Genomic DNA, 24,145 nt, shown 5'->3' on the forward strand with positions numbered 1-24,145 from the left:
TATGGAAGTAACTGCGTCTAAAAAATCTTTACTAAAAAAAATAATTTTAATTGTATTAGGTTTTGGACCAGGAATTTTCGCAATTGGTTATACAATTGGTACTGGTAGTGTAACTTCTATGCTTGTTGCTGGTAGTACTTATGGCATGCAACTTTTATGGGTATTATTTTTAAGTTGTCTTTTTTCTGGAGTTTTAATGTTCGCTTATGGAAATTATGCATTAATAACAGGAGAAACAGCACTTTATAGTTTTAAAAAATATATTAAAGGAGGCAAAATACTGGCTATTTTCATTATAATCGGAGTTTCTGTTGGTCAATGGGGGTCTCTGATGGGGATTTTAACAATATCCTCTAACATGCTTTTTGAAATATTTGCAATGAATTTTGAAGGGATTAGAAGTTATCAATATGAAACAGTTTTAATTATTGCAATTGCTGTTATAGTCATTTTTTATTCAATAATGTTGATAGGTAAGTATTCCTTTTTCGAAAAAATATTAGTCATATTCGTTACTTTTATGGGACTCTCTTTTATTGTATCCTTATTTTTTGTACATCCATTACCATCAGAAGTTTTAGAAGGATTTATTCCTAGAATACCAAAAGTACCTGGAGGTAAAATGATGGTGGCTGCTTTTGTGGGTACAACTATGGCTGCAGCAACATTTTTATCTAGACCTTTATTTGTACAAGGAAAAGAATGGGGAATTAAAGATTTAAAAAAACAACGTAAAGACGCTATTACTGCAGCAATATTGGTATTTATTATTAGTGGAGCAATTATGGCAGTTGCAAGTGGAGCCTTGTTTCATCAAGGAAATCCTGTAGAAAATGTGTTAGATATGGCCAAACCATTAGAGCCAATTGCAGGAAGTTTTGCTGTAGCAATTTTCTTTTTTGGAACATTAAGTGCAGGATTATCTTCAATTTTTCCTTGTTTGTTAATTGCACCTTTAATGATTGCAGATTATCAATCTGGTACATTAGATACTACTTCAAAACAATTTAAAATAATTACAGCAATTGCTTGTTTAGTAGCTTTAATTGGTCCTGCTTTTTTTGGAGGAAAACCAATTCTAGTCCAAATTTTATCGCAAGTTTTTAATGTGTTTGTATTACCAGTTGTGGTTCTTGGTATTATTATTTTAATCAATAATAAAAAATTAATGAAAGGATATAAAACAAGTCTGTTTGTAAATATTGGCTTATGTACTGCATTGTTATTTTCTTGTATCATCTCTTACAATGGAATTTTAGGGTTGTTAGAAGGTTTCTAAAATTTCTTACCTATATGAATAGCTGGATAAATTCATAAAAAATATTATCAACCGTAAAAAATAATTAAAAATGAAAAATGTAAACTTCAGGATTGGATTAAAACTAGTGTTTCTTGGTATTTTATTATCACTTAATAGTTGTAAAAAAGCTAGTGAATCTGCAAAAGAAGAATCACCAAAAGAAGAAGGCTCAAAAACAGTGTATGCTAGTGAGGTTATTCCTTTTTTTGATGACTGGAAATTAATTTTAGGTGATGGCTCAAATGCTGGAATTGCCAATAATTTTGAAAACAAAGATTTCTTTTATACTACAAATGATGAAGATGGAAATTGGGTTGTTTTTAAAACTCCAAATGGTGGAGATACCCATGGAACATCAAACAATACTAGAACAGAATTGGCACAAGTAAAAAAATGGTATCCAGAAACTGCAAATGATAAGTTAACAGCCACCTTAAAAGTTATGAATGTTTCTGCAACAGGAGATGCTAGAGTTGCAGCTTCTCATGCTGTAGTTGTTGGCCAAATTCATAGTGCAGATAAACATGAAAATGAACCGCTTAAAATATTTTATAAAAAGTATCCAGGTCATACAAAAGGCTCTGTTTTTTGGCATTATGAAATTAATACTTTAGGTAATGATAATGCTGGCAGATGGGATTATTCCTCAGCAGTTTGGGGTAATGATTTTTCTGTGGTTGGTAAAGAAGCAAATACATATCCAGAAGAACCTAAGGATGGAATTGCTTTAGGAGAAGAGTTTAGTTATGAAATAGAAGTGAAAGATGGAATAATGTCTTTAAAATTCACAAGTAAAAATCATGAAACTAAAACATTTACTAAAAATTTAATCAAATCCGAATACACAACAAAGCAAGACATATCAGAACAAACTAAAAAACTATTTTTTCCAATTGGTCAAGATGGGGTAGAAAGAGAAAATGCATATTTAGGAGAAGGATGTTTCTTTAAATTAGGTTCTTACAATCAAACCAATGGAAAATCGCCAGAAATAAATAGAAATTGGTGTTCAGGTGCAGAAACTCATAATGGAGATATTAAAAAACAATATGCTGATGGTAATTATGCTGAAGTTTGGTTTAAAACTGCAAGTATTTCTGTAAGTGAAACTGCAGTTTCCAATGATGGATATTTTACTAAAAATGATTAAATTAATTAGAAAATACAATGATAAACAAGAATAAATTAGAAGGGAAAAATGTTTTAATAACTGCAGGTGCTCAGGGAATTGGAGAATCTATCACGAAACATTTTATAGATAGTGGTTCTAATGTTGCTATCCATTATTTTTCAAGTGCCGAAAATGCAAATAAATTAGTAGCCTATGCAAAAAGCAAAGGTCAAAAAGCAGTTGCCATTTCAGGTGATTTAACAATAGAAGCAGATGCAAATTCTTTAGTTACTAAAACAATAGACGCTTTTGGTGGTTTAGATATTCTAATTAACAATGCAGGTTCTTTGGTTGCACGTAAATTACTAAGTGAATTAGAGGCAGATTTTTGGCATAAAGTTATGGATATCAATCTTACATCTATGCAATTTGTAACAAGAGCTGCAGCTTCTTATTTAGCTAAAAATAATAATAGCAGTATTGTAAATTTAGCATCACTAGCAGGAAGAAAAGGTGGTCATCCTGGTTCTTTAGCATATGCAACCAGTAAAGGTGCAATACTAACTTACACAAGAGCACTTTCAACAGAATTAGGCCCTAAAGGAACCAGAGTCAATGCTGTTGCTCCTGGACTTATTTTAGGAACATCTTTTCATAATACACACACAACAAAAGAATCTGCCAATGAAACTATTTCAGGAATTCCTATAGAAAGAGCAGGAAATACAGCAGATGTTGCAAGAGCAGTTTTATTCCTTGCTTCGGAATATGATGGCTTTATAACTGGTGCCACTTTAGATATTAATGGAGGGGTTTATAATATGTAGTTTTAATTGCTCTTTGTGTTTAAAATTAAAGAATAGTGTTTTTTTCATAATTCTTTTTACTCATTTAATATTTTCATTATCTAATAATTAAATATTAAATAAAGTTTTAAAAATCAAAATATTATTGTATGTTTGGTAAACCAATTTGGTTTACCAATATTTGGTTTGAAAAAAATCTATTATAAATAATTTAAAAACAAACACTTATGAAAAAAACATTACTTTTTATTTCTATAGCTTTTTTGGCTGTAACAATTAATGCTCAAACTGAATTAGTTCTAAATGGAACTTGTGACGATTTTCAAGAAGAGACAGGTGATAATGCAGATGCATGGGATATGACTCCTAATAGTAAAGTTAAGTTAGATGGTGAAAATGGAGCAGAATCAGATAGTCCATATGCTGCAATATGGAAAAATGATGCTTTAGAAGATGCACTAGAAATTAAATATCTTGGTGCAGCAGGTTCTTTAGATGAACAGCCAGGTTCTACAAGTAGTGGAAATAATGGAACTAGAGGAGTTAAGTTGTATGATGATGGAAACCCTTCAATTACTGGTAGTTCTCGTCGTTTGTATCAATTAGTGAAAGGTCTTGTAATAGGTAATACTTACAATTTTTCTATAGATTCAAATTCAGAAGCTGCAGGAACTCCATCAGAAGTTTATATTTTAAATAACGAAATATCAAATGAAGATGGTATAGATGCAAATGGTTATACAGATGCTTCTGTTACAGCAGGTATGAGTATTACAAATGATGAGGGTCAGTGGGTAACAACAACATTTTCTTTCGTAGCAACAACTACAGAAGTTGTAATTTATGTAAGAGCATTAGCTGCTGATTCTGGAGATACAGAAGTTTTTTATGACAATATATCACTTAAACAAGCTGCTGCTGCTTCAGTAGATGATATTTTTGCTTCTCAAGTGTCAGTATATCCAAACCCAGCAAATGAGTTTGTAAAAATTTCTTCTTCAGTTGATATTAACAAAGTAGAGATATACAATTTACTAGGTAAAAAAGTAATCAGCACATCAAAACTAACAAATAATAATTTAGATGTTTCTTCTCTATCAAAAGGAGTATATTTAATGAAATTAACTAGTGGAGAGTCTGTAGCTTCTAGAAAGTTAATAAAAAATTAAAGACAATAGTTTAAAATTTTAAATAAGGACTCATGCAAATGAGTTCTTATTTTTTTAAAATAAAATATAAAATGAAAAAATTTCAAGCACTTTTATTTCTAGTATTAATTGCTTTTTCTTGTACAAATAACAAAGAAAAAGTTTTGGTTTCTGTTGATGATCAGCAGCATCCCAATTTAATATTAACTACAAAAAGTGTTGCTGAAATTAAAACTCAATTAGGCTCAATTCCTTTGTTTGATGAAACTTTAGCAGTTGCCAAGCAAGAAGTAGATGCTGCCATTGAAACGGGTATAGATGTACCAGTTCCTAAAGATATGGCTGGTGGTTATACACATACTCAGCATAAATTAAATTATGCAAACATGCAAAAAGCTGGTGTTTTATTTCAGCTTTTGGGAGATGAAAAATATGCGATTTACATTAGAGATATGTTGTTAGAATATGCAAAAATATTCCCAACTTTTAAAACACATCCAGAACCAAGAAGTTATGCAACTGGTAAATTTTTCTGGCAATGTTTAAACGATTCTAATTGGTTAACCTATACAAGTCAGGCATATGATTGTATTTATAGTTGGTTGCCAAAAGAACAATCAGAGTATCTAAACAAAAATTTATTTAGACCTTATGCAGATTTTTTATCCGTAGAAAATCCAAAATATTTTAACAGAGTGCATAACCATTCCACTTGGGGAAATGTTGCTGTTGGTATGATTGGTTTGGTAATGGATGATGAAGAATTAATCAACAGAGCTTTATATGGTTTAGATAAAAGCAATGTAGATTTAACCGAAAAAGATAATGATGGTGGTTTTATTTTTGATAAAGATGGCAAAGCAGGTTTTTTAGCAAATGTAGATTCTCCTTTTTCTCCTGATGGTTTTTACACAGAAGGCCCTTATTACCAAAGATATGCAATGTATCCTTTTTTAATTTTTGCAGAAGCTTTAGAAAATAAAAAACCAGAGTTAAAAATTTTTGAATACAAAAATGGTGTTTTAATAAAAGCTGTGGATGCTTTATTAAACTTAACAGATGCAGATGGAGAATTTTTTCCTTTAAATGATGGCCAAAAAGGAATGTCTTACTTTACGCCTTCTTTAATTTCAGCTGTAGATATTGCTTATTATTATGGTAATCAAGATGCAAGATTGTTATCAGTTGCTAAAAAACAAGGTGCTGTTCAATTAGATGCAACTGGTTTAAAAGTTGCGTTGGCATTAAAAAATGGCGAAGAAAAACCATTTATAAAACAATCTATGGAATTATCTGATGGCTCAAAAGGCGATGAAGGTGGCATAGGAATTTTACGTTATAATAATGAAGACCAAACAATGGCTTTAGTATATAAATATGCTGCACAAGGGCTAAGTCATGGTCATTATGATAAATTATCATTTTCTATGTACGAAAATGGTGATGAAGTTTTACAAGATTATGGGTTATCCAGATTTGTAAATGTGGAACAAAAAAATGGTGGAGGTTATTTAAAAGAGAACAAAACCTACGCAAAACATACAATTGCACATAATACAATTACACAAAATGAAATTTCTCATTTTGATTATGATTTTGAAACAGGAAGCAAAAATCATCCAGAAAAATATGTTTTTGATGTTGCTGATAAAAATTTTCAAATTGTAAGTGCGAAAGAAAAAAATGCGTATCCAGGAACAGAAATGCACAGAACTTTTATCATGATTAAAGATGAAAGTTTAGCAAAACCTTTTATAGTTGATATCAATAAAGTACAATCAAACAAAAAAAATCAATACGATTTACCTTTCCATTATTTTGGGCAAATCATTGCTACAAGTTTTAGGTATGATGTTCCAAAAACGCTTTCAACTTTAGGAGATAAATTTGGCTATAATCATATTTGGAAAGAAGGTTCAGGAAATGCAAATGCAGAAAGCGTTCAATTTACGTGGTTAGATAATAAGCGTTTTTACACGCTTACAGCAGCTACAAATAAAAACGATGAACTTATTCTAGCAAGAGTTGGTGCCAATGATCCTGAATTTAATTTAAGAAAAGATCCATCCATCATAATTAGAAAAAAGAATACTCAAAATACGGTTTATGCATCTATTATAGAATCTCATGGAGATTATGACCCAGTAAAAGAGGTTGCAAATAATGCATACAGTAATTTTAAAAATATTCAAGTTTTAAGTGATGATACTAATTATACAGCTATCAAAATTCAATTTAAAGATGATAATGAGAAAACAATCATTTTATCGAACTTAGATACAGATAAAAACAAAACACACACAGTAACTATAAATGGTATTAATTATTCTTGGGAAGGTTTTTACTATTACAAATAAAATAATCAGACAAAATATATAAAATGAAAAGATTTAGCGAAAAGTACATCGTTGCAAAAGAGTTAGAATGGGAAGTTCTTGGAGGAGGAGTTTCAAGAAAATTTTTAGGGTATGACAATCAAATTATGATGGTAAGCGTAAAGTTTGATAAAGGAGCGTTAGGTGCACCACATCAACATTTTCATACACAAGCTACCTATTGTGTTTCAGGTAAATTCGAATTTGAAATTGATGGTGTAAAGCAAATTGTAGAAGCTGGAGATGGTGTTTATATAGAACCTAACTTATTACATAGTGCAATTTGTTTAGAGGAAGGACAACTAATTGACACTTTTAGCCCTGTAAGAGAAGATTTTTTAACAGGTGAAGGACCATCTTATTTTGGAGATAAAAGTTAAAAAGAAAAATTAATTCTTTTATTTATAAAATAATATATATATTTGGTAAACCAGTTTGGTAAACCAAAAGAAAACTCGAACAATAAATATTTTTAAAAATAAAATTTTGACAAATTAATTCAAATCAATTAACTATGAATTTAAAAATTAAGTCTATATTTTTTCTTTTACTCTTAAGTTGCTCTTTCTTGCATGCACAAGAAGAAGTTACAGTAAAAGGAACTGTTACATCAGCAGGTGATGGTGAACCTATTTTGGGAGCAAATATTGTTATTTTAGGTACTGTAAGAGGAACAAGTACAGATTTTGATGGTAAGTATAGCATTAAGGTAAAGTCTGGAGAAATAATTCAATTTTCTTATTTAGGTTTTGTTACGAAAACGATTACGTTCAAAGATCAAAGAATAATTGACGCACAACTTGTAGAAGATTCTAATCAATTAGATGAAATTGTTATCGTTGGTTATGGAGACCAAAAGAAAAAAACAGTAACAAGTGCTTTAACTCAGGTTTCTGGAGATGATTTGCAGAAACAATCAGTTGCAAGAGTTGAAGATGCGTTAAGGGGTAGAGTTGCAGGTTTAAGAATACAAACTGTAGCCTCTGAAGCTGGTGGAGATCCAAAAATTACATTAAGAGGTCCAGGATCTATAACAGGTTCTTCATCTCCATTAATTGTTGTAGATGGAGTTGTTTTAGGTAACGAACCAGATATTTTAGGAACTATCGATAATAATAATATTGAAACTATAAGTGTATTAAAAGATGCGTCTTCTGTAGCAATTTATGGTTCAAGGGGTGCAAATGGAGTTATTTTGGTTACTTTGAAAGAAGGAGTTGTTGGGCAAACAACATTTTCTTATAATACATTTACAGGATATAAATATGCTGAAAATAATTCAAATTTCAACACTACTATAGCACAAGAAAGAGCAAGGTTAAATGGTTTGCAAAGTACTATAGATGGCATATCTACCAACAGTATAAATTATGATAGAATAATTGGTAGCTATAATTCAGCTTATGCAGAGTTAGAAGCTATGGATTTTATAGCTTCTTTAGGGGATGGAGAAAAAAACTGGCAAGATGAAATATTTGAAGGTGGTTTTATACAGAATCATTCTTTTGCTGTAAGAGGTGGTACAGAATTAACTAGTTACTCTGCTTCTATGGGTTATTTAGAAGATCAAGGTATTGCAATTAAAGATAACTTTAATAAGTATAATGCAAGAATAAAAATAGATAGCAGATCTAAAAACAAAAAAATTAAATATGGTGCAAACATTCGTTTAAACTATAATGATCAAGAAAGGTTGCCATCAAGATTTACAGATCCTATAAGACAATTGGGGCATTTGCCACTTCGTTTAAATGAAGATCATTTAAATTATGTAACCCAATTTTCTACAGCACCAGGTGTTTCTACAGATGCAGGAAAATTATTTGAAAACTTAGGCGTTGGTAGTTATGGTTTCTCACGAGCTTTTGACCACGTTTTTACACAAGATCCAGACAATCCAAGAGCCATTGCTAGAGATCCAATTACGGGTTTACCTATAGCTAGTCCTCTTACTTCTGGCGGATTGACTTTATCAACTACTAAAAACGTACACCCATTAGTACATTTTTTAGAAAGATCTAGCACTAAAAAGAAGTTGGATTTAAATGCATCATCATATATTGATTTTAAATTAGCAGATGGGCTAAATTTTAGACAATCTATTTCTGGTGTTTTTAGACATAATAAAACAAATCAAATCGATTTTGTACTGGGTCAAGAAAATAGAGATCAAGAATCTACTAGATTTGAAAGTAGAGATGAATTAAATCAATATGCTTTTGAATCTACTCTTAAATATAAGAAAGAAATTAAAAAACATAGTTTTAATTCTATTCTAGGTTTTGAATATACACAGAGAGATTTTTACACGCAAGAATCTGATGCTGTAGGTTTTTCAAATGATTTTAATAATAACATTGCAATAGCAGATGGAGGAACTACTTTTACAGATAATGGAACAGATAAATTAGTTTCTTATTTTGGTAGAATAGACTATAATTATGATGAAAAATATTTATTGCAAATATCTGCACGTGCAGATGGTAGCACAAGATTTGGTTCAAATAATAGGTTTGGTTACTTTCCTGCAGCTTCAGCTGGTTGGATTTTATCCAAAGAAAAATTTTTAGAATCTAGTAAGATAATTAGCTTTTTAAAATTAAGAGCAAGTTATGGTGTGTCTGGTTCTAATGAAATATCAAACGATGTTTTTCAATCTTTATACAGATTTGAAGAATCTTTTAACACTATTAGTTATGATGGAATAACAGGGGTTAAAGGAATTACACTAGCGAATCAAGCTTTAGGATGGGAGAAATTAATTGAATTTAATCCTGGTATCGATGTTACTTTTGGTAGAGGTCTTATCAATTTATCTGTAGACTACTATACAAGAACTAGTGAGGATTTATTACTTTTTGCACCAGTTTCTGCAACCTATGGAACAGATAATTGGCTACAAAATATTGGTGAAGTAGAAAATAGAGGATTAGAAATTGAATTAAATTCTAGATTAATTACCAAAGAAAACTTTAGATGGAGTGCTTCAGGGCAATTTTCATTAAATAGAAATGAAGTTAAAAGTTTAGGAAATAACGACCAAATTATTTCTAGAATTGAACAGGATACAAGAGCAACAGAATTTATAGCAAGAGTTGGGCAACCAATAACCTCTTTTTATGGTTGGGTTTATGAAAAAGAAGTTCCTTTAGAGTGGATTGATAACCCTTTTAACAGATTTAATAATGATTTTGCAGATGTATATGTAAAAGATTTAAACGGAGATGGTATTATAGATGATGAAGATAGAACTGAATTAGGAAGTCCATATCCAGATTTTGAATGGGGCTTTGCTTCAGATTTTACTTTCTATGATTTTGATATGTCTTTCTTATTCCAAGGTTCTCATGGTGCAGAAGTAAGAGTTGCAGATTTAGATCAACTTTATTATGCAAGTGAATCTGCTGTGAATGAAGTTGCTAATTTTCCAGATAGAGATTTAACTGTTCACAGAAGATTTACAGACGATCATATACAAGATGCTTCTTTTGTAGCTTTAAGAAACGTAACATTAGGGTATAATATGCCAGAATCTATAACATCGAAACTTAATTGTACTAATTTGAGATTGTATTTAACTGGTGAAAACTTATTGTTTTTTACAGCAAAAGGATACGAAGGCTTTAATCCAGAAGCACAAGGTCAAACATCAAGTAATGCAAATACACCTTTAACTTCTGGTTATCAAAGAGGAGATGGACCAATTGTTAAAACGGTTTCTGCAGGTATTAACTTTCAATTTTAAAAAATTATGAAAAATATATATAAAAATTTAATCGTTTGTTTTTCTTTCATAACACTATTCTCTAGTTGTGAAACTGAATTAGACTTACAAAACCCAACTGCACTTTCTTTAGAAGAATTATTGCAAACAGATGATGGTTTTATAATGTTATCAAATGGAATATTAGACGCATATCAAAAAGTACCAGCTAACGAATTTTATTTAACAGAATTAAGATCAGATAATTCTAGAGCGAATTCAGAAAATGGTAATTTCCCACTAATTAGCTCTTATAATGTAGAGCCTAATAATGGAGATGTTGCAGCATATTACTCAAACAATATGCATACCATTAAACATGCAAATACTATTATAGACAATCGCTTTTTAGCTCCAGAAAGCCAACAATACACTGTTGGTGAAGCATACTTTATGAGAGCATTGTGTCATTTTAATTTGGTAAGAGCTTATCAAAATATACCTTATATCGATAAAGTTTTAGACATTACAAAAGAAGAAGCTTTACAGTATAAACAATTACCAGAAGCAGAGGTTTACGCAAAAATTATTGAAGATTTTAAAACCTCAATTGCTTATTTAGATAATGCAGAACAAAATAAATATAGACCATCTAAAGGAGCAGCAATTTGTTTAGCAGCAAAAGCATATTTAAGTCAGCCATCACCTAACTATAGTGAAGCAGAACTTTTATTAGCCTCTGTTGTTGAGAATAATGGATCTTATGGTTACGATTTAATTTTTACTGAAAGAGCTGCTGCTACAGATTTTAATGGAAATGGAATTGTTAGTGATAGTGAATATAATGCAACTTTAGCAATTGATTTTGGAAACGTTTTTGGAAACGACTTTAATGGAGATTATGCTGAAGAAGAAATAGTATTGGATGGCTCTTGGGCAAATACTGGAATAGAAAAAAATAAAGAAATCATTTTTTCTATAGCTTATGATTTGGTGAATAGTGATAATTATGTAACTGCAGATAGTGGTTTAGGAGATCAAGTAGAAACTGATTCTGAGTCGTTTAGTTTTGCAATGACGTTGCAAGGACCTTCAAATGGAGTTAATATTGCTACAAATGAACTTTTAGAAGTAATGACGCCAGAATTACAACCTGTAAGATTTAATGCTACATTTATAGCACTATCTTATAATCCAACTATTTTAACAAACGATACATTTAATGCTAAATTTCCTACAAATGGTGAAATTGGCGACAATGATTGGATAATTTTAAGATATGCAGATGTGTTGTTATTATATTCAGAAGCAATCTTAGCAGGAGCAGAATCTACAACAGATGAAAGAGCAATAGAAGCCTATAATAAAGTAAGAAGAAGAGCTGGTTTAGAAGAAAATTCTAATTTTGTTCTTACCAAACAAGAATTATTAGATGAAAGAAGAGCCGAATTTGTTTTTGAAAATCAGCGTTTATTTGATTTAATTAGATTTGGAGAGGCAGATAATGTATTAAGACAATTCTCAATAGATAACAGTTTAAATTATACAAGCGAAAAGAAATACCTTCCTTTTCCTCAAAGAGAAATAGACAATTTACCTGGTTTTTACAACCAAAATAACGGATACTAAAATAATATAATGATGAAAAAACATATAAAAAATTTAAAATATATTGTGTTAGTGGTGTTAGTTTCGCTAACCTCTTGTTTAGATGATTCTTTGCCAAATGTTGGTGATTTGCCAGATTTTACAAATCCAACACCTTTTTACAACGTAGAAGATGTTTCAACGTCTAGCTTTGACTGTAATGATGTAGAGATTTCTGCAAATTATGATTTTAATTTTCAGGCAGGTTCTAACCTAGCTGTAAATGGTACACAATATCAATGGGCTGTTACACCTTCTGATGGAGTAACTTTTATCAACAAAGATTTACCTATTCTTAAACAAGCTATTCAAGGAGAATTAGCTACAGTTGTAGCTATTGAAAACGAAATCGCTAAATTAGAATTTAAATTACCTTGTGAAACAAATGCTGCAAGAATTGCTGTTTTAGAATCACAAATTGCAGGTTTAAAGGCAGATTTACAAACCGCTAACAATAACCTTTCAGAAACAACCTTACAAAATGTTGCTAATTTAGAGGCACAAATTGCTGCTTTACCAGCTGCAACTTTACAAGATAGAGAATTAATTTTCTCATTCCCAAAGCCAGATGTGTACACAGTAAGTTTAACAGTTACAGATGATCTTGGAAAATCAGAAACAACAGAAAAATTAATTACCGTAAATCAAGCAGTACCAACAATTGCAATTCCAGAAATAGGAGAAGCAAGTTTTGAAGATGGTAGTTTATTTGATGGTACAGGAGATGGTAGAGATTCTTGGAGATCTCCAAGTAGCTCAAGATGGGGTTCTGTTTTTCAAATTAATACAGATTCTAATGGAAGAGGTGAAGGAAATGATTTACCTGATGGAGTTCAAGCAGCTAAATTTCCTGCAGACGGAACTAGAACTGGTTATCAAGAAATAGCTTTAACACCAGGAGCAACTTATGTTTTAACATACTTTACAACTTTTGATGGTTTAAACACTTTTGGAGATTTAACAGTAGCAATTGTAAGCACAAATGCAAATAGTCTTGATGAAGCTAGATTAGCAGTAAATACAATAGCTTCTAGAACAGATAATAATGTGGGTAGAGTAGACAATGTGTTTAAAAAGCATGCACTTACATTTGAAGCTGGTACTAATGAATCTGCTATTATTCTAATAACAAATACAGGAGTAGAAAGTAGATTGGATGCTTTTGAAATAATCGTTAAACAATAACATAGAGTCTAAAATTTAATATTATGATTTATAATAAATTAATTAAAAAATTCTACAGAAGTCTTTTTGCATTACTTGTTATTTCTATAAGTTTTGCATCTTGCTACGATTCTGGTTTCGAAGAATTTGTACCACCAACAGGAAACGTAAATAATATACAACCCACAACCCTTTTTACAGCCACAACAAATGCTGATGATAATTTAGGGGTGATTTTTAGAAGTTATTCAACAGATGCAGCTTCATATTTGTGGGATTTTGGAGATGGTAACACATCTACAGAGGCAAACCCAGATTATGTTTATTCAGCAGGAGGTTTATATCAAGTAAAATTAACAACAACAAGTGCAGAAGGTTTAATAGGTAAAGATTCTACAAATGTAGCACCTATATTTATTGATTTTAGTTTTACCAGTATAGACTCTCAAGTAACATTTACAAATATTACAGATGGAGCAGCCAGTTTGGTTTGGAATTTTGGTGATGGAGAATCAGTAAGTTGGGAAGCTGAAGATACGCAAACAGATCCAGATTTTAGTCCAGTACATACCTATGATACTGCAGATGTTTTTGATGTAACTTTAACTGCTACTACTTTTTCAGGTAGAGAAGTTTCTGTTACAAAAAAAGTAGAAGGCTTAGTTTTAGCTGCAATACCAGATTTTTCTTTTTCTTCTAATGGATTAAGAGCAGAATTTACAGATGAATCTCTTTTAGCAGAATCTTATAGTTGGAATTTTGGGGATGGAGCAACATCAACAGAAAAAGATCCTGTTCATATTTATGCTGCAACAGGAACTTATGATGTAACTTTAACAATTACAAATACAGCAAATGTAGAAAGAAGTATTACCAAGGTAGTACCAATTGGTGGTGTAAAACCAACATTTAAAGCAATTGTTCTAAATGGTACAGGAGACGAGTTTCAAGGTACAACTGGAGATAATGCAGATGCTTGGGATATGACTCCAAACAGTACAGTAAATGATGATGATTTAGGCACAATAGATAGTCCTTATAGAGCAATTTGGTTTAATTCAGATTTAGATGATTGGTTGGCAGCAAATTGTGTAGATACAGATGAGCAACCTGGCTCTACAAGTGATGGTAACAAATTTGCAGGTTTAGGAGATAGAGGTTTAAAAATTAATGAACCTTGTAGAAGATTATATCAAGTTGTAACTGTAGAAGCAGGTGTAGAATATAGCTTTACCATTCAATCTCGCTCAGAATCAGATGATACTCAAACAGAGGTGTTTATTTTAAATAATGAAATTACAAGTGAAGACGCTATTAATACAGTAGCTGAGAGAGATGCAAATGCAGATGCTTATTTTTTAATCGATAATGATTTTAATAGCTCTAAAGCATCAAGTTCTGATAATACTTTTACAACAACTACATTTGGTTTTAAAGCATCTACAAATAAAGTTGTTATTTATGTTAGAGCAATTTCAGCAAATACAATTGATGGTTCTAGAGAGGTTTTTTATGATAATATTGATATAATTACCCCTGGTTTTTAAATTAGAAGTCTTATAATTACAATAAAATTATGCTACTTAGTATACATCAAAATAAAACTGAGTAGCATAAAAAAAATTTAATTTTTAATATAAAACTCTAAAAACTAATTATTAATTAAATTTTATCTTTGCGTATAATTTAACAAAACGAAATATGAAACTAGAGGCTCTTTCAAAATCTGACAACTCTGTTATTCAAAAAAATATAATATCTAAAATTAAAGATTTAATAAACTTTAAAAATTTAGAACCAGGAGATAAATTACCTTCTGAAAGAATGTTGTCGGAAAAATTCGAAGTATCTAGAGGCAATGTTAGAGAAGCAATACAAAAACTAGAATTTTACGGTCTTCTGAAATCGATTCCACAAAGTGGCACATTTGTAGCAAATATTGGAGTAATTGCTATGAATGGAATGATAGAGGACATTTTAAGATTAGAAGAACCAGAATTTAAATCTTTAGTTGAAACAAGAATCTTATTAGAATTAAAAACGGTAAGATTAGCATCAACAAGAAGAACTGAAGAAGACTTAAAAAAGTTAGAGCAGGCTTTGCATGCTTACAGAGATAAAGTTTTAAATGGCGAAGATGCTGTTCAAGAAGATTTATTATTTCATTTAGCTATTGCAAAAGCAAGTGGTAATAGTACTATGAATAATTTTATGTTAATAATTATTCCTGAGATTATTACAAATTTTCAAAAGTATCATGTGTGTGATGCAGGTTTGTCTAGAAGAGGTATCACAGACCATCAAGCAATTTTTGATGCAATTAAAAGCCAAGATCCACAATTGGCTAAACAAAAAATGAAAGAACATTTTAAAGAATTGTATATGTATTGTTATAATTTGACATAGAATTTCTTAAAAATCTACTTTAATTACACCTTATTTAAACATTTCTTAAAAATTATTTTTTTAATAGATGTTTTTTTAATATAAAATCATTAGATTTGGTAAACCAAACTGGTGAACCAATTTTGGTGTTAATTTAAAATTAAAACATGAAAGTAAAAGGTTTAAGATGGTGGGTTGTTGGTCTTGTGGCTTTAGCAGCAGTTATCAATTATATAGATAGACAAGCATTTGGAGCTTTATGGCCAGATATTGCAAATGACTTGTTTCCAGAAATGGATAAAGATGGTCATAAAGCAATTTATGGAACAATATCAACAGTATTTATAATCTCTTATGCTGCAGGACAAGCTTTATTTGGTAAAATTTTTGATTGGATAGGCACAAGAATAGGTTTTGCACTTTCAATTGGGGTTTGGTCAATAGCTACATTTCTTCATGCATTTGCCCAAGGCTTATTAAGTTTTTCAATATTTAGATCAATATTAGGTATTGCAGAAGCTGGTAACTGGCCTGGTGCTGCAAAAGCTAATGCTGAGTGGTTTCCAACAAATGAAAGAGCACTTGCACAAGGTATTTTTAATTCTGGAGCAGCTGTTGGAGGCATAGTAGCGTATCCTGTAATTGGTTTATTGTCAGTCTATTTTGATTGGCAAGCAATATTTATAGTGGTTGCTGTTCTTGGTTTTTTATGGTTATTACCTTGGTTGTTTATCGTAAAAGGTGTGCCAAATGCACATCCTTGGTTATCTGAAACTGAAAAATTATATATACTTTCTGGACAAAAAAATCAAGAAATTGATGAAGAAGGTAACTACGAAGAAGAATACACACCAGATACTAAAAAATTATTTAAACACAAGGAAAGTTGGGGTGTTGTAATAGCTTCAGCAGCAATTGATCCAATTTGGTGGCTTTTTATTGTTTGGATACCAATTTATTTATCCGAAGTTTTTGGAATGGATGTAAAAGAAATAGCATTCTCAGCCTGGGTACCTTATGTTGGAGCAATGATAGGAGCAATTTTTGGAGGTTTGCTTGCTAAAAATAGATTGTCATCTGGCTGGTCTGTAGATAAAACAAGAAAAATGACAATCACTTTGGGTTGTGCCATTATGATTCCTTGCTTTTTTCTATTAAAAGATCCAGGAACAGCAATTAATGCAGTAATTATTATGGCTGTTTTACTTTTTGGTTTTCAAGTTGCAATCGGAAACATACAAACGTTGCCAAGTGATTTATTTAGTGGCAAAATTGTTGGTACACTTTCTGGCTTTGCAGGTATGGCTGCCAAACTTGGTGCAGCAGGATTAACCATTTTAGTAACGTTTATAACAACAGGAGGTAACTACACACCTGCATTTTTAATTGGTGGTGCATTAGCCATAATAGCATTATTAGCTGTTTGGGTATTATGCCCCAAAATAGCACCTTTAAAAGAGAAATAAATTAAAAAGAATTATTAAAGAATAAATTAAATAATATGAGTAATACAAATGGTAATGTAGCAATTATAACAGGAGCTACAGGAGGAATAGGTTTTGAAGTAGCAAAAAGATTAGGTAAAGATGGCTACATTGTTATTTTAAATGGTATTGATGATGCAGCTGGAGCTGAAAGATTAAAAGAGCTAACAGATAGTGGAATTACAGCTGAGTATTATGGTTTTGATGTTACAGATGAACATGCAGTAACTTCTCATATTACTAAAATAGGAGAAAAGTACGGAAAAATTGATGTGTTGGTTAACAATGCTGGTGGTTTAGGAGGTAGATCTCGTTTTGAAGAAATGACAACTGAATTTTATAGGTTTGTAATGGCTTTGAATTTAGATTCAGCATTTTTTGCTTCTAGAGCAGCAATTCCTTTCTTAAAGAAAAGTGATAATGCATCAATCATAAATTATACTTCGAACGCTGGTTGGAATGCTGGTGGACCTGGAGCAGGAATTTATGGAACTTCAAAAGCAGGTGTGCATGCAATTACTAGAGCATTGGCTAAAGATTTAGCAGAATATGGAATTAGAGTAAATGCAGTTTCTCCTGGAACTATAGATACTCCATTTCATGCACAAATTAAAGAAACAAAACCAGAGGTTTTTGCTTCTTGGGCAAACAATATTATGTTAGGTAGATTAGGAAAACCAGAAGATGTTGCTGGAGTGGTTTCTTTTTTAGCTAGCAAAGATGCTGCTTTTATTACAGCAGAAACTATACAAGTTGGTGGTGGACAAGCTTTAGGAATTTAAAAAGTTCAATTTAAAAACACATTCTATATAAAAGCCGTTTTGTAACATTTACAAAACGGCTTTTAATGTTTACATTTATCAATTTTAAAGTTGTTTATCAAAAATATGAAAACGAATCAGGCAATTTTATATATGGTTTTTAGTGTTATTGCCTTTGCAATGATGAATGCTGTTGTAAAATATTTATCAACATTTAATGTATATCAAATTGTTTTTTTTAGATCTGTAGGAACTTTAGTGATTACAGTACCCATTGTTTTAAAACAAAAAATACCATTTTTTGGAAACGATAAAAAAAAATGGATGCTACTTAGAGGTATTGCAGGTGTAATCTCATTAACCTGTTTTTTTCAATCTTTAAACTATTTATCTGTTGGCACAGCTGTTTCACTTCGTTATACTTCACCTATTTTTGCTGCTATTTTTGCTTTTATCTTTTTAAAAGAAAAAATTAAACCAATTCAATGGTTACTATTTCTTATTGCTTTTATTGGAGTATTAATTATAAAAGGTTTTGGAACAAATATGGATTCTGTGGGGTTGATATTGGTCATGATTTCAGCAATTTTTCTTGGAGTTATTTTTGTCGTAATTCGTAAAATTGGCGATAAAGAAAGTCCATTAGTAATTATAAATTACTTTATGATCATGGCTTTTGTTTTTGGCGGAATTTTATCCATAAATAACTGGAAACAACCAACATCAACAGAATGGTTATTGCTATTAAGTTTGGGTTTTTTTGGGTATATAGGTCAATTATATATGACCAAAGCCTTTCAGTCTGATGAAACTAGCATGGTTGCTCCATTAAAATATTTAGAAGTTATCTTTATGATTATAATCGGCGCTTTATGGTTTGATGAAATTTATAATTTTTGGACATTGTTCGGAATTTTTTTAATACTGTTAGGTTTAGTATATAACATCTATCTAAAAAAGAAAAAGAATAATGCCTGATATTATTTTTTATAGCTCTCTTTTATCAATATTAAAAATTATGTTATAGGCTGTATTAAAACAACTAGAGTCATATGGTTATTTTAATTTCTCTAACAATGAAGTGATTAAAAAAAAATATTAAAATTAAAAAAAAACCAAAGAAGATAATTCCTTGGCTTTTCTTAAGTATATTTTTATTAAAATTTTATCCTAAATAATATCGTAAAACTTCTGTTTTCGATTTGTTTTGTAAACGTCTAATAGCTCTTTGTTTTACTTGTCTTACACGTTCTCTTGTTAAATCGAACTGTTCACCTATTTCTGCTAAACTACATGGAGATTTACGCCCAATACCATAAAACATTTTAATAACTTTAGCTTCTTTATGAGACAAAGTACCTAAAGCTCTATCAATTTCAGTAGTTAAAGATTGTTTCATTAGTTCGTTATCTGGTCTTGGCGATTCTCCAGACTGTAAAACATTGTACAAATTAGAGTCTTCTCCTTCTCTAAAAGGAGCATCCATAGAAAGATGTCTACCAGAGTTTTTCATACTTTGCTCTACGCTATTTACAGTGGTATCTAGTTCGTTCGCAATTTCTACATACGTAGGTATTCTCTCATTGCGTTGTTCTAATTTCGAGTATATTTTTTTAATCTTACTAATACTTCCAATCTTATTTAAAGGCAAACGTACAATTCTAGATTGATCTGCTAATGCAGACATAATCGATTGGCGAATCCACCAAACAGCATAAGAAATAAACTTAAAACCTCTAGTTTCATCAAAACGTTTGGCAGCTTTAACCAAACCTAAATTACCTTCGTTAATTAAATCCGATAATTTTAAACCTTGATTTTGGTATTGTTTTGCTACAGAAACAACAAATCGTAAGTTCGCTTTTACCAATTGATCTAATGCTTTACCATCTCCTTTTTTTATTTTCAAAGCTAGTTCAACTTCTTCATCAGCAGTTATTAAGCCAATTTTACTAATTTCTTGAAAATATTTATCTAAAGATTTTGCATCACGATTGGTTACTTGTTTACTTATTTTAAGTTGTCTCATATATGGTATAAAGTTTTAAAGATTAATATTAAATAAATAGATTACAATCATCGCAGTTTTTCATTTTGCCATAATACGTTTCTCTATATTTATGTAGTGTTTTTGTTGGGATGCCAAAAACGTATTTTTTTATATAAATAACACGTGAATTTAACATGCCCATTGCAGAAGAATAATATTTTTCTTGTTTTGTTCTTCTTTTAATTTGAATAATTTTCATAATAATAAATTTAGAAATGCACGAATGAGCATTTTTAAGTTTGATAATAAAATTTGATGAATATATTTTCTGCAAAAATTAGATGCAAAAAATTAGCTAGAAAGCTTGAGTGCTAAATTTATCAGAGTGATGAACAAAAACAATAAAATCGCAATTGGAGACTTTGTTATTTAGGTTACGATAAATAGAAGCTTTTTTCATAGTTTACAAAACTACGAAAAATAAGTCTATTTTGCTAAAAAATAACACTTTATTATCGTTTTTTGTGTAAAAATGAATAAAAATTAGCTTTTTTTGCCAATTTTCGAAATGAGCTAAAATTCAGTTTATTTGTGTTAATGAAGTTTATATTATTCTTGTAACTTTGCATCAAACCCCAAAACACACAATCATGAGAATGATGCATAAACTTACATTCGTAATATTCCTTATAATTTTTACTTCTTGTAACATAAGTACCAAAACAAAAAGAATTAATAGAAATTTAATAGACAATAAAAACATTTCATTGTTAAATATTGATGAAGACAATAAAGTACTTATTAGAAAAGATTACTATGGAACCTATTCATTTACCAGCTGGAATGCTTATAATGTAGCCAACACACAAGTTCATCAAGTTGAAAATTTAGATTATAATAGCTCTGTACAAAGAATTGAAAATTTGAAAAAGAACATCTCAAAATTATCTTCAACAATACCTGATTGGTTAGAAACTAACAAAGTTTTAAAAGAAATAGAAGATGTTAAAGAAGAGTATGCAACATTACTAAAAGAGAAAGATAAAACCACACAAGATATCAGAGAAAACTGGGAAGACCTTAGTGAAGAATTTGATGATTTACGCCAAGAATTGAGTGAAACAATTAAAGATTATAGAACTGAATAATTCTTGCTTTTATTTTTTGAAATTGTTATTTTTATAAGAATCAACCAAACTTAAAAACGACTATGAAAACATTTCTAAAAATTTTATTAACAGCATTGGCAGTTATACTTTTGGCTAATATTTTACCAGGTGTAGCAGTTGCTGGTTATGTTTCTGCTATAGTTGTGGCCATTGTAGTTGCCTTGTTAAATATGATTGTTAGACCACTTTTAATCTTTTTAACATTACCTGCAACTCTTATAACTTTTGGATTATTCATTTTTGTAATTAATGCAATTATAATTTTATTGGCAGATAAATTAATTGATGGTTTTACAGTTACAGGTTTTTGGGCAGCGCTTTTCTTTAGTATTTTACTGTCTATATTTAGATCGTTTTTATTTTCTTTGTTAGAGGATAAAAAACAATAATTAGTCTATAAAAGCAGCTCTTTCTAAACGATCGTTCATCGATTTTCCTAAGCCGAAATTTGGCATTTTTTCTACAATAATTACATCTAAATTTAAAGAATCTAATTGATGCAAACTGTCGTACAATTTTGATGCAGCTTCATGTAAGTTTTTTTCTTCGGATAAAATAATCTGAGTATCAATTTTATCGCTTTTATAAAAAGTATCGAAAGTTAAAACACCTATTTTTTTTGTGGAATGTTTTTCAATTTCTGAAACAATATCAGTCGTTAAAACTGTTTGTGTTTTTGGCGAATAATGTTTGTTCAACATTCCAGGAGCATCAGGATTTTCTTCCTTTTTATTTTTGATGGATATTTTACCAACAACAGCTTCAATATCTTCTAAAGACAAAGCACCCAATCTGTAAATTATGGGTTCATCATTTTCAAAACCGATAATCGTAGATTCTATACCATTTTTACAAAAACCACCATCCAAAACCATTTTGAGATCATTTTTAAAGTAATTTTCTACGTGTTCAGGTTTTGTTGGACTAATATTGTTAAAAGGGTTGGCACTTGGTGCTGCCAAAGGGAAAGGCAATTGCTCTAAAAGCGATAAAGTTACAGGATGATTTGGCACACGTACTGCAACAGTATCTTTACCAGCAGTAATTATATCTGGAATATTCTTGTTCTTTTTCAACACCAATGTCATAGAACCAGGCCAGAAAGTATTGGCTAATATTCTCGCTTTTTCAGGAATTTCGCTAACAATCGTTTCCAACGCATCAACTGAAGAAATATGTACAATTAAAGGATTAAAAAACGGACGCTTTTTAGTTTCGAAAATACGTTTTATGGCTTTTTCGCTAAAAATATTACCAGCCAAACCATACACAGTTTCTGTAGGAATTGCAACCAACTCTTCGTTTTCTAATAACGAAATTGCTTTCTGTATGTCTTTAGAAATAATGCTCATAATTAGTTGCAAAATTACATATAAAATAAATAGATTTTTTAAAAATCAGCATCAACTGTAAAACTCATTTTTTTGTGGGTTGTTGGGTGCAAAAATTCAATAAATTGCGCATGCAAATGCAATCTATTTGCTTTTTTACCATACAAATCATCACCCAAAATAGGCATATTTAAACCATTTTTATGAGCTGAATGCACTCGTAATTGATGTGTTCTGCCAGTAATTGGATAAAAATAAACTCGAGTTTTTCCATTTTCTTTTTGGATGATTTCCCAATTGGTTTCTGCATTTTTTCCATGCACAAAATCTACCAATTGTTTTGGCCTGTCATCTAAATCTACTCTAATTGGCAGTTTTATAGTGCCTTTTTTTGTTGATAAATCTCCATTTAACAAAGCAACATAGCGTTTTTTTACAGTTCTATTTATAAACTGTGCTTGTAAAACTTTATTGGCTTCTTTTGTTTTTGTCAACAGTAAAATACCAGAGGTAGACATGTCCAATCTATGCACAATTAAGGGGCCAGATGCTGTTGGGTATTGCTCTTTAATTCTACTATATACAGAATCTTGAATTGTCTTACCTGGAACAGATAAAAATTCAGCAGGTTTGTTGACTACAATTAAAACATCATCTTCAAAAATAATGTCAAGTTTTTTGTCTTCGGATAAATTTTCTAGCAACAAATTTTTCTCCATTTCAATTCCTTGCAACATGTGGTTTAAAATGGGTTTGCATCTACTTTGGCAAGCAGGATAGTAGTTTTTGTGTTTTCTAATAGCTGAATTAGGCGAAATTCCCCACCAAAATTCTGCCATACAAATTGGTGTTAAATCGTTTGCAAACGCATAATTTAATAATTTTGGAGCAGCACATTCTCCAGAACCTGCAGGAGGTTTTATAGTTGGATCATCAAAAATAGCTAACAAACTTTTTAATTCTTTTTGTTGATTTAAAAATGCATATTTACTGAATAAAGTTTGTTGTAAAAAGTTCGATTTTTCCCTTCGTTCCTTTTTAAGAAATGCAATTCTATCTTCAAAAAAAGCCAATTCTTTATCTGATTTTTCAATTTTTGTTTGATAATATTCTACTAGTTCTTTATAAAAAAACTGATCGTTATAACTTTCTTGTGTTAGTTTTTCAGTTAACTTTTTAAAATCGAAATCATTTAAAATACCTGTTGCATTTTTCTTTCTAAGTTTTCTATCTTTTTTAGAAAGTTTCATTTTTTTGCGTTGATGTTCTAAATCATCAGCAACTGTTTGATGTAATTTTTTATTTGCTTTTTTAGTAACGATGTAGTTTTTATCTTTCTTTAGGTTACTTAATTCTTCATTAATTTTATCAATTTCACCTTCACCTTTCATGTAAAAACTACCTTCAGTTCTCATATTAAACACAGGAGGAACAAATTTTTCTGGCAAACTTTTATCAGCCAACTTGCCAGAAAAAGCCGCTAAATAGCCAATTTCATTATTTTTATTTTTTACCACCAAAACTCCAAACATCTTACCAACTGGCAATTCATCCAAAGTTGAATTGATGCCAAAATTGTGTTTAAAATCTGTTTGATTTTCTAAATAATGGTGAATTTCTTCTGCTGCAAAAACCGCTAAAGGATGAGCATCATAATAAAAAGGAAACGTAAATTTATCTGGAAGACTAATTTTAGAAATATCAGATTTAAAATGTAGAAAGTGTTTCAATTTGCTTTTAATAAATGTCAAAGATAGGCAGTTTATCAAGA

The 24,145-nt window shown here is 30.4% G+C and carries 20 protein-coding genes; 16 read left to right on the forward strand and 4 right to left on the reverse strand.

Annotated features, from left to right (window positions below):
* Position 1 precedes the first annotated feature (1 nt).
* The 14 genes from P161_RS0107505 (at position 2) to P161_RS0107570 (ending at position 18,862) form a co-directional block, all read left to right on the forward strand.
* Positions 2-1,279, forward strand: coding sequence for an Nramp family divalent metal transporter (locus P161_RS0107505; RefSeq protein ID WP_026776400.1), 1,278 nt, complete (start codon positions 2-4; stop codon positions 1,277-1,279).
* 70 nt (positions 1,280-1,349) lie between these two features.
* On the forward strand, positions 1,350-2,450 hold the full coding sequence (locus P161_RS0107510) for a polysaccharide lyase family 7 protein (RefSeq protein WP_036841331.1): 1,101 nt from the start codon (positions 1,350-1,352) through the stop codon (positions 2,448-2,450).
* 17 nt (positions 2,451-2,467) lie between these two features.
* Positions 2,468-3,238, forward strand: a complete 771-nt coding sequence (locus P161_RS0107515; protein ID WP_026776402.1) for an SDR family NAD(P)-dependent oxidoreductase — start codon at positions 2,468-2,470, stop codon at positions 3,236-3,238.
* A gap of 206 nt (positions 3,239-3,444) precedes the next feature.
* On the forward strand, positions 3,445-4,386 hold the full coding sequence (locus tag P161_RS0107520; RefSeq protein WP_081817005.1) for a T9SS type A sorting domain-containing protein: 942 nt from the start codon (positions 3,445-3,447) through the stop codon (positions 4,384-4,386).
* A gap of 71 nt (positions 4,387-4,457) precedes the next feature.
* Positions 4,458-6,722 carry an alginate lyase family protein gene (locus P161_RS0107525; protein ID WP_026776404.1) on the forward strand — a complete coding sequence of 755 codons (2,265 nt, stop codon included), beginning with the start codon at positions 4,458-4,460 and terminating at the stop codon, positions 6,720-6,722.
* Between the two features lie 23 nt (positions 6,723-6,745).
* A complete protein-coding gene (locus P161_RS0107530) occupies positions 6,746-7,120 on the forward strand; it encodes a cupin domain-containing protein (RefSeq protein WP_026776405.1) in 375 nt (124 codons plus the stop codon).
* A gap of 134 nt (positions 7,121-7,254) precedes the next feature.
* Positions 7,255-10,485: a SusC/RagA family TonB-linked outer membrane protein gene (locus P161_RS0107535; RefSeq protein ID WP_026776406.1), complete on the forward strand. Its 3,231-nt coding sequence runs from the start codon at positions 7,255-7,257 to the stop codon at positions 10,483-10,485.
* Positions 10,486-10,491: 6 nt separating this feature from the next.
* A complete protein-coding gene (locus tag P161_RS0107540; RefSeq protein ID WP_026776407.1) occupies positions 10,492-12,072 on the forward strand; it encodes a RagB/SusD family nutrient uptake outer membrane protein in 1,581 nt (526 codons plus the stop codon).
* 12 nt (positions 12,073-12,084) lie between these two features.
* A complete protein-coding gene (locus tag P161_RS0107545) occupies positions 12,085-13,275 on the forward strand; it encodes a PKD domain-containing protein (RefSeq protein ID WP_231494718.1) in 1,191 nt (396 codons plus the stop codon).
* Between the two features lie 23 nt (positions 13,276-13,298).
* Positions 13,299-14,801, forward strand: a complete 1,503-nt coding sequence (locus tag P161_RS19070) for a PKD domain-containing protein (protein ID WP_051605697.1) — start codon at positions 13,299-13,301, stop codon at positions 14,799-14,801.
* Between the two features lie 154 nt (positions 14,802-14,955).
* Entirely contained in the window at positions 14,956-15,660 is a 705-nt protein-coding gene (locus P161_RS0107555) for a FadR/GntR family transcriptional regulator (RefSeq protein ID WP_026776409.1), read from the forward strand.
* A 146-nt stretch (positions 15,661-15,806) separates the two neighbouring features.
* Positions 15,807-17,105, forward strand: a complete 1,299-nt coding sequence (locus P161_RS0107560; protein WP_026776410.1) for an MFS transporter — start codon at positions 15,807-15,809, stop codon at positions 17,103-17,105.
* A gap of 35 nt (positions 17,106-17,140) precedes the next feature.
* Positions 17,141-17,905: an SDR family NAD(P)-dependent oxidoreductase gene (locus P161_RS0107565; protein WP_026776411.1), complete on the forward strand. Its 765-nt coding sequence runs from the start codon at positions 17,141-17,143 to the stop codon at positions 17,903-17,905.
* 105 nt (positions 17,906-18,010) lie between these two features.
* Positions 18,011-18,862 carry a DMT family transporter gene (locus tag P161_RS0107570; protein WP_231494719.1) on the forward strand — a complete coding sequence of 284 codons (852 nt, stop codon included), beginning with the start codon at positions 18,011-18,013 and terminating at the stop codon, positions 18,860-18,862.
* A 187-nt stretch (positions 18,863-19,049) separates the two neighbouring features.
* Here the strand turns inward: P161_RS0107570 and P161_RS0107575 are convergent, their stop codons facing one another.
* A complete protein-coding gene (locus P161_RS0107575) occupies positions 19,050-19,913 on the reverse strand; it encodes an RNA polymerase sigma factor RpoD/SigA (RefSeq protein WP_026776413.1) in 864 nt (287 codons plus the stop codon).
* A 28-nt stretch (positions 19,914-19,941) separates the two neighbouring features.
* Positions 19,942-20,133 carry a hypothetical protein gene (locus P161_RS0107580; RefSeq protein ID WP_026776414.1) on the reverse strand — a complete coding sequence of 64 codons (192 nt, stop codon included), beginning with the start codon at positions 20,131-20,133 and terminating at the stop codon, positions 19,942-19,944.
* Positions 20,134-20,530: 397 nt separating this feature from the next.
* Here P161_RS0107580 and P161_RS0107585 point away from each other — a divergent pair, with 397 nt between their 5' ends.
* Positions 20,531-21,022, forward strand: coding sequence for a hypothetical protein (locus P161_RS0107585; RefSeq protein WP_155810442.1), 492 nt, complete (start codon positions 20,531-20,533; stop codon positions 21,020-21,022).
* Positions 21,023-21,084: 62 nt separating this feature from the next.
* On the forward strand, positions 21,085-21,432 hold the full coding sequence (locus P161_RS0107590) for a phage holin family protein (protein ID WP_026776416.1): 348 nt from the start codon (positions 21,085-21,087) through the stop codon (positions 21,430-21,432).
* Here the strand turns inward: P161_RS0107590 and P161_RS0107595 are convergent, their stop codons facing one another.
* Together P161_RS0107595 and P161_RS0107600 are read right to left on the reverse strand one after the other, a co-directional pair.
* On the reverse strand, positions 21,433-22,395 hold the full coding sequence (locus P161_RS0107595) for an L-threonylcarbamoyladenylate synthase (protein ID WP_026776417.1): 963 nt from the start codon (positions 22,393-22,395) through the stop codon (positions 21,433-21,435).
* 38 nt (positions 22,396-22,433) lie between these two features.
* A complete protein-coding gene (locus tag P161_RS0107600; RefSeq protein ID WP_026776418.1) occupies positions 22,434-24,104 on the reverse strand; it encodes an RluA family pseudouridine synthase in 1,671 nt (556 codons plus the stop codon).
* Between the last annotated feature and the right edge of the window lie 41 nt (positions 24,105-24,145).

Origin of the sequence: Polaribacter sp. Hel_I_88 (genome assembly GCF_000687935.1) — a bacterium.
Lineage (GTDB): Bacteria > Bacteroidota > Bacteroidia > Flavobacteriales > Flavobacteriaceae > Polaribacter.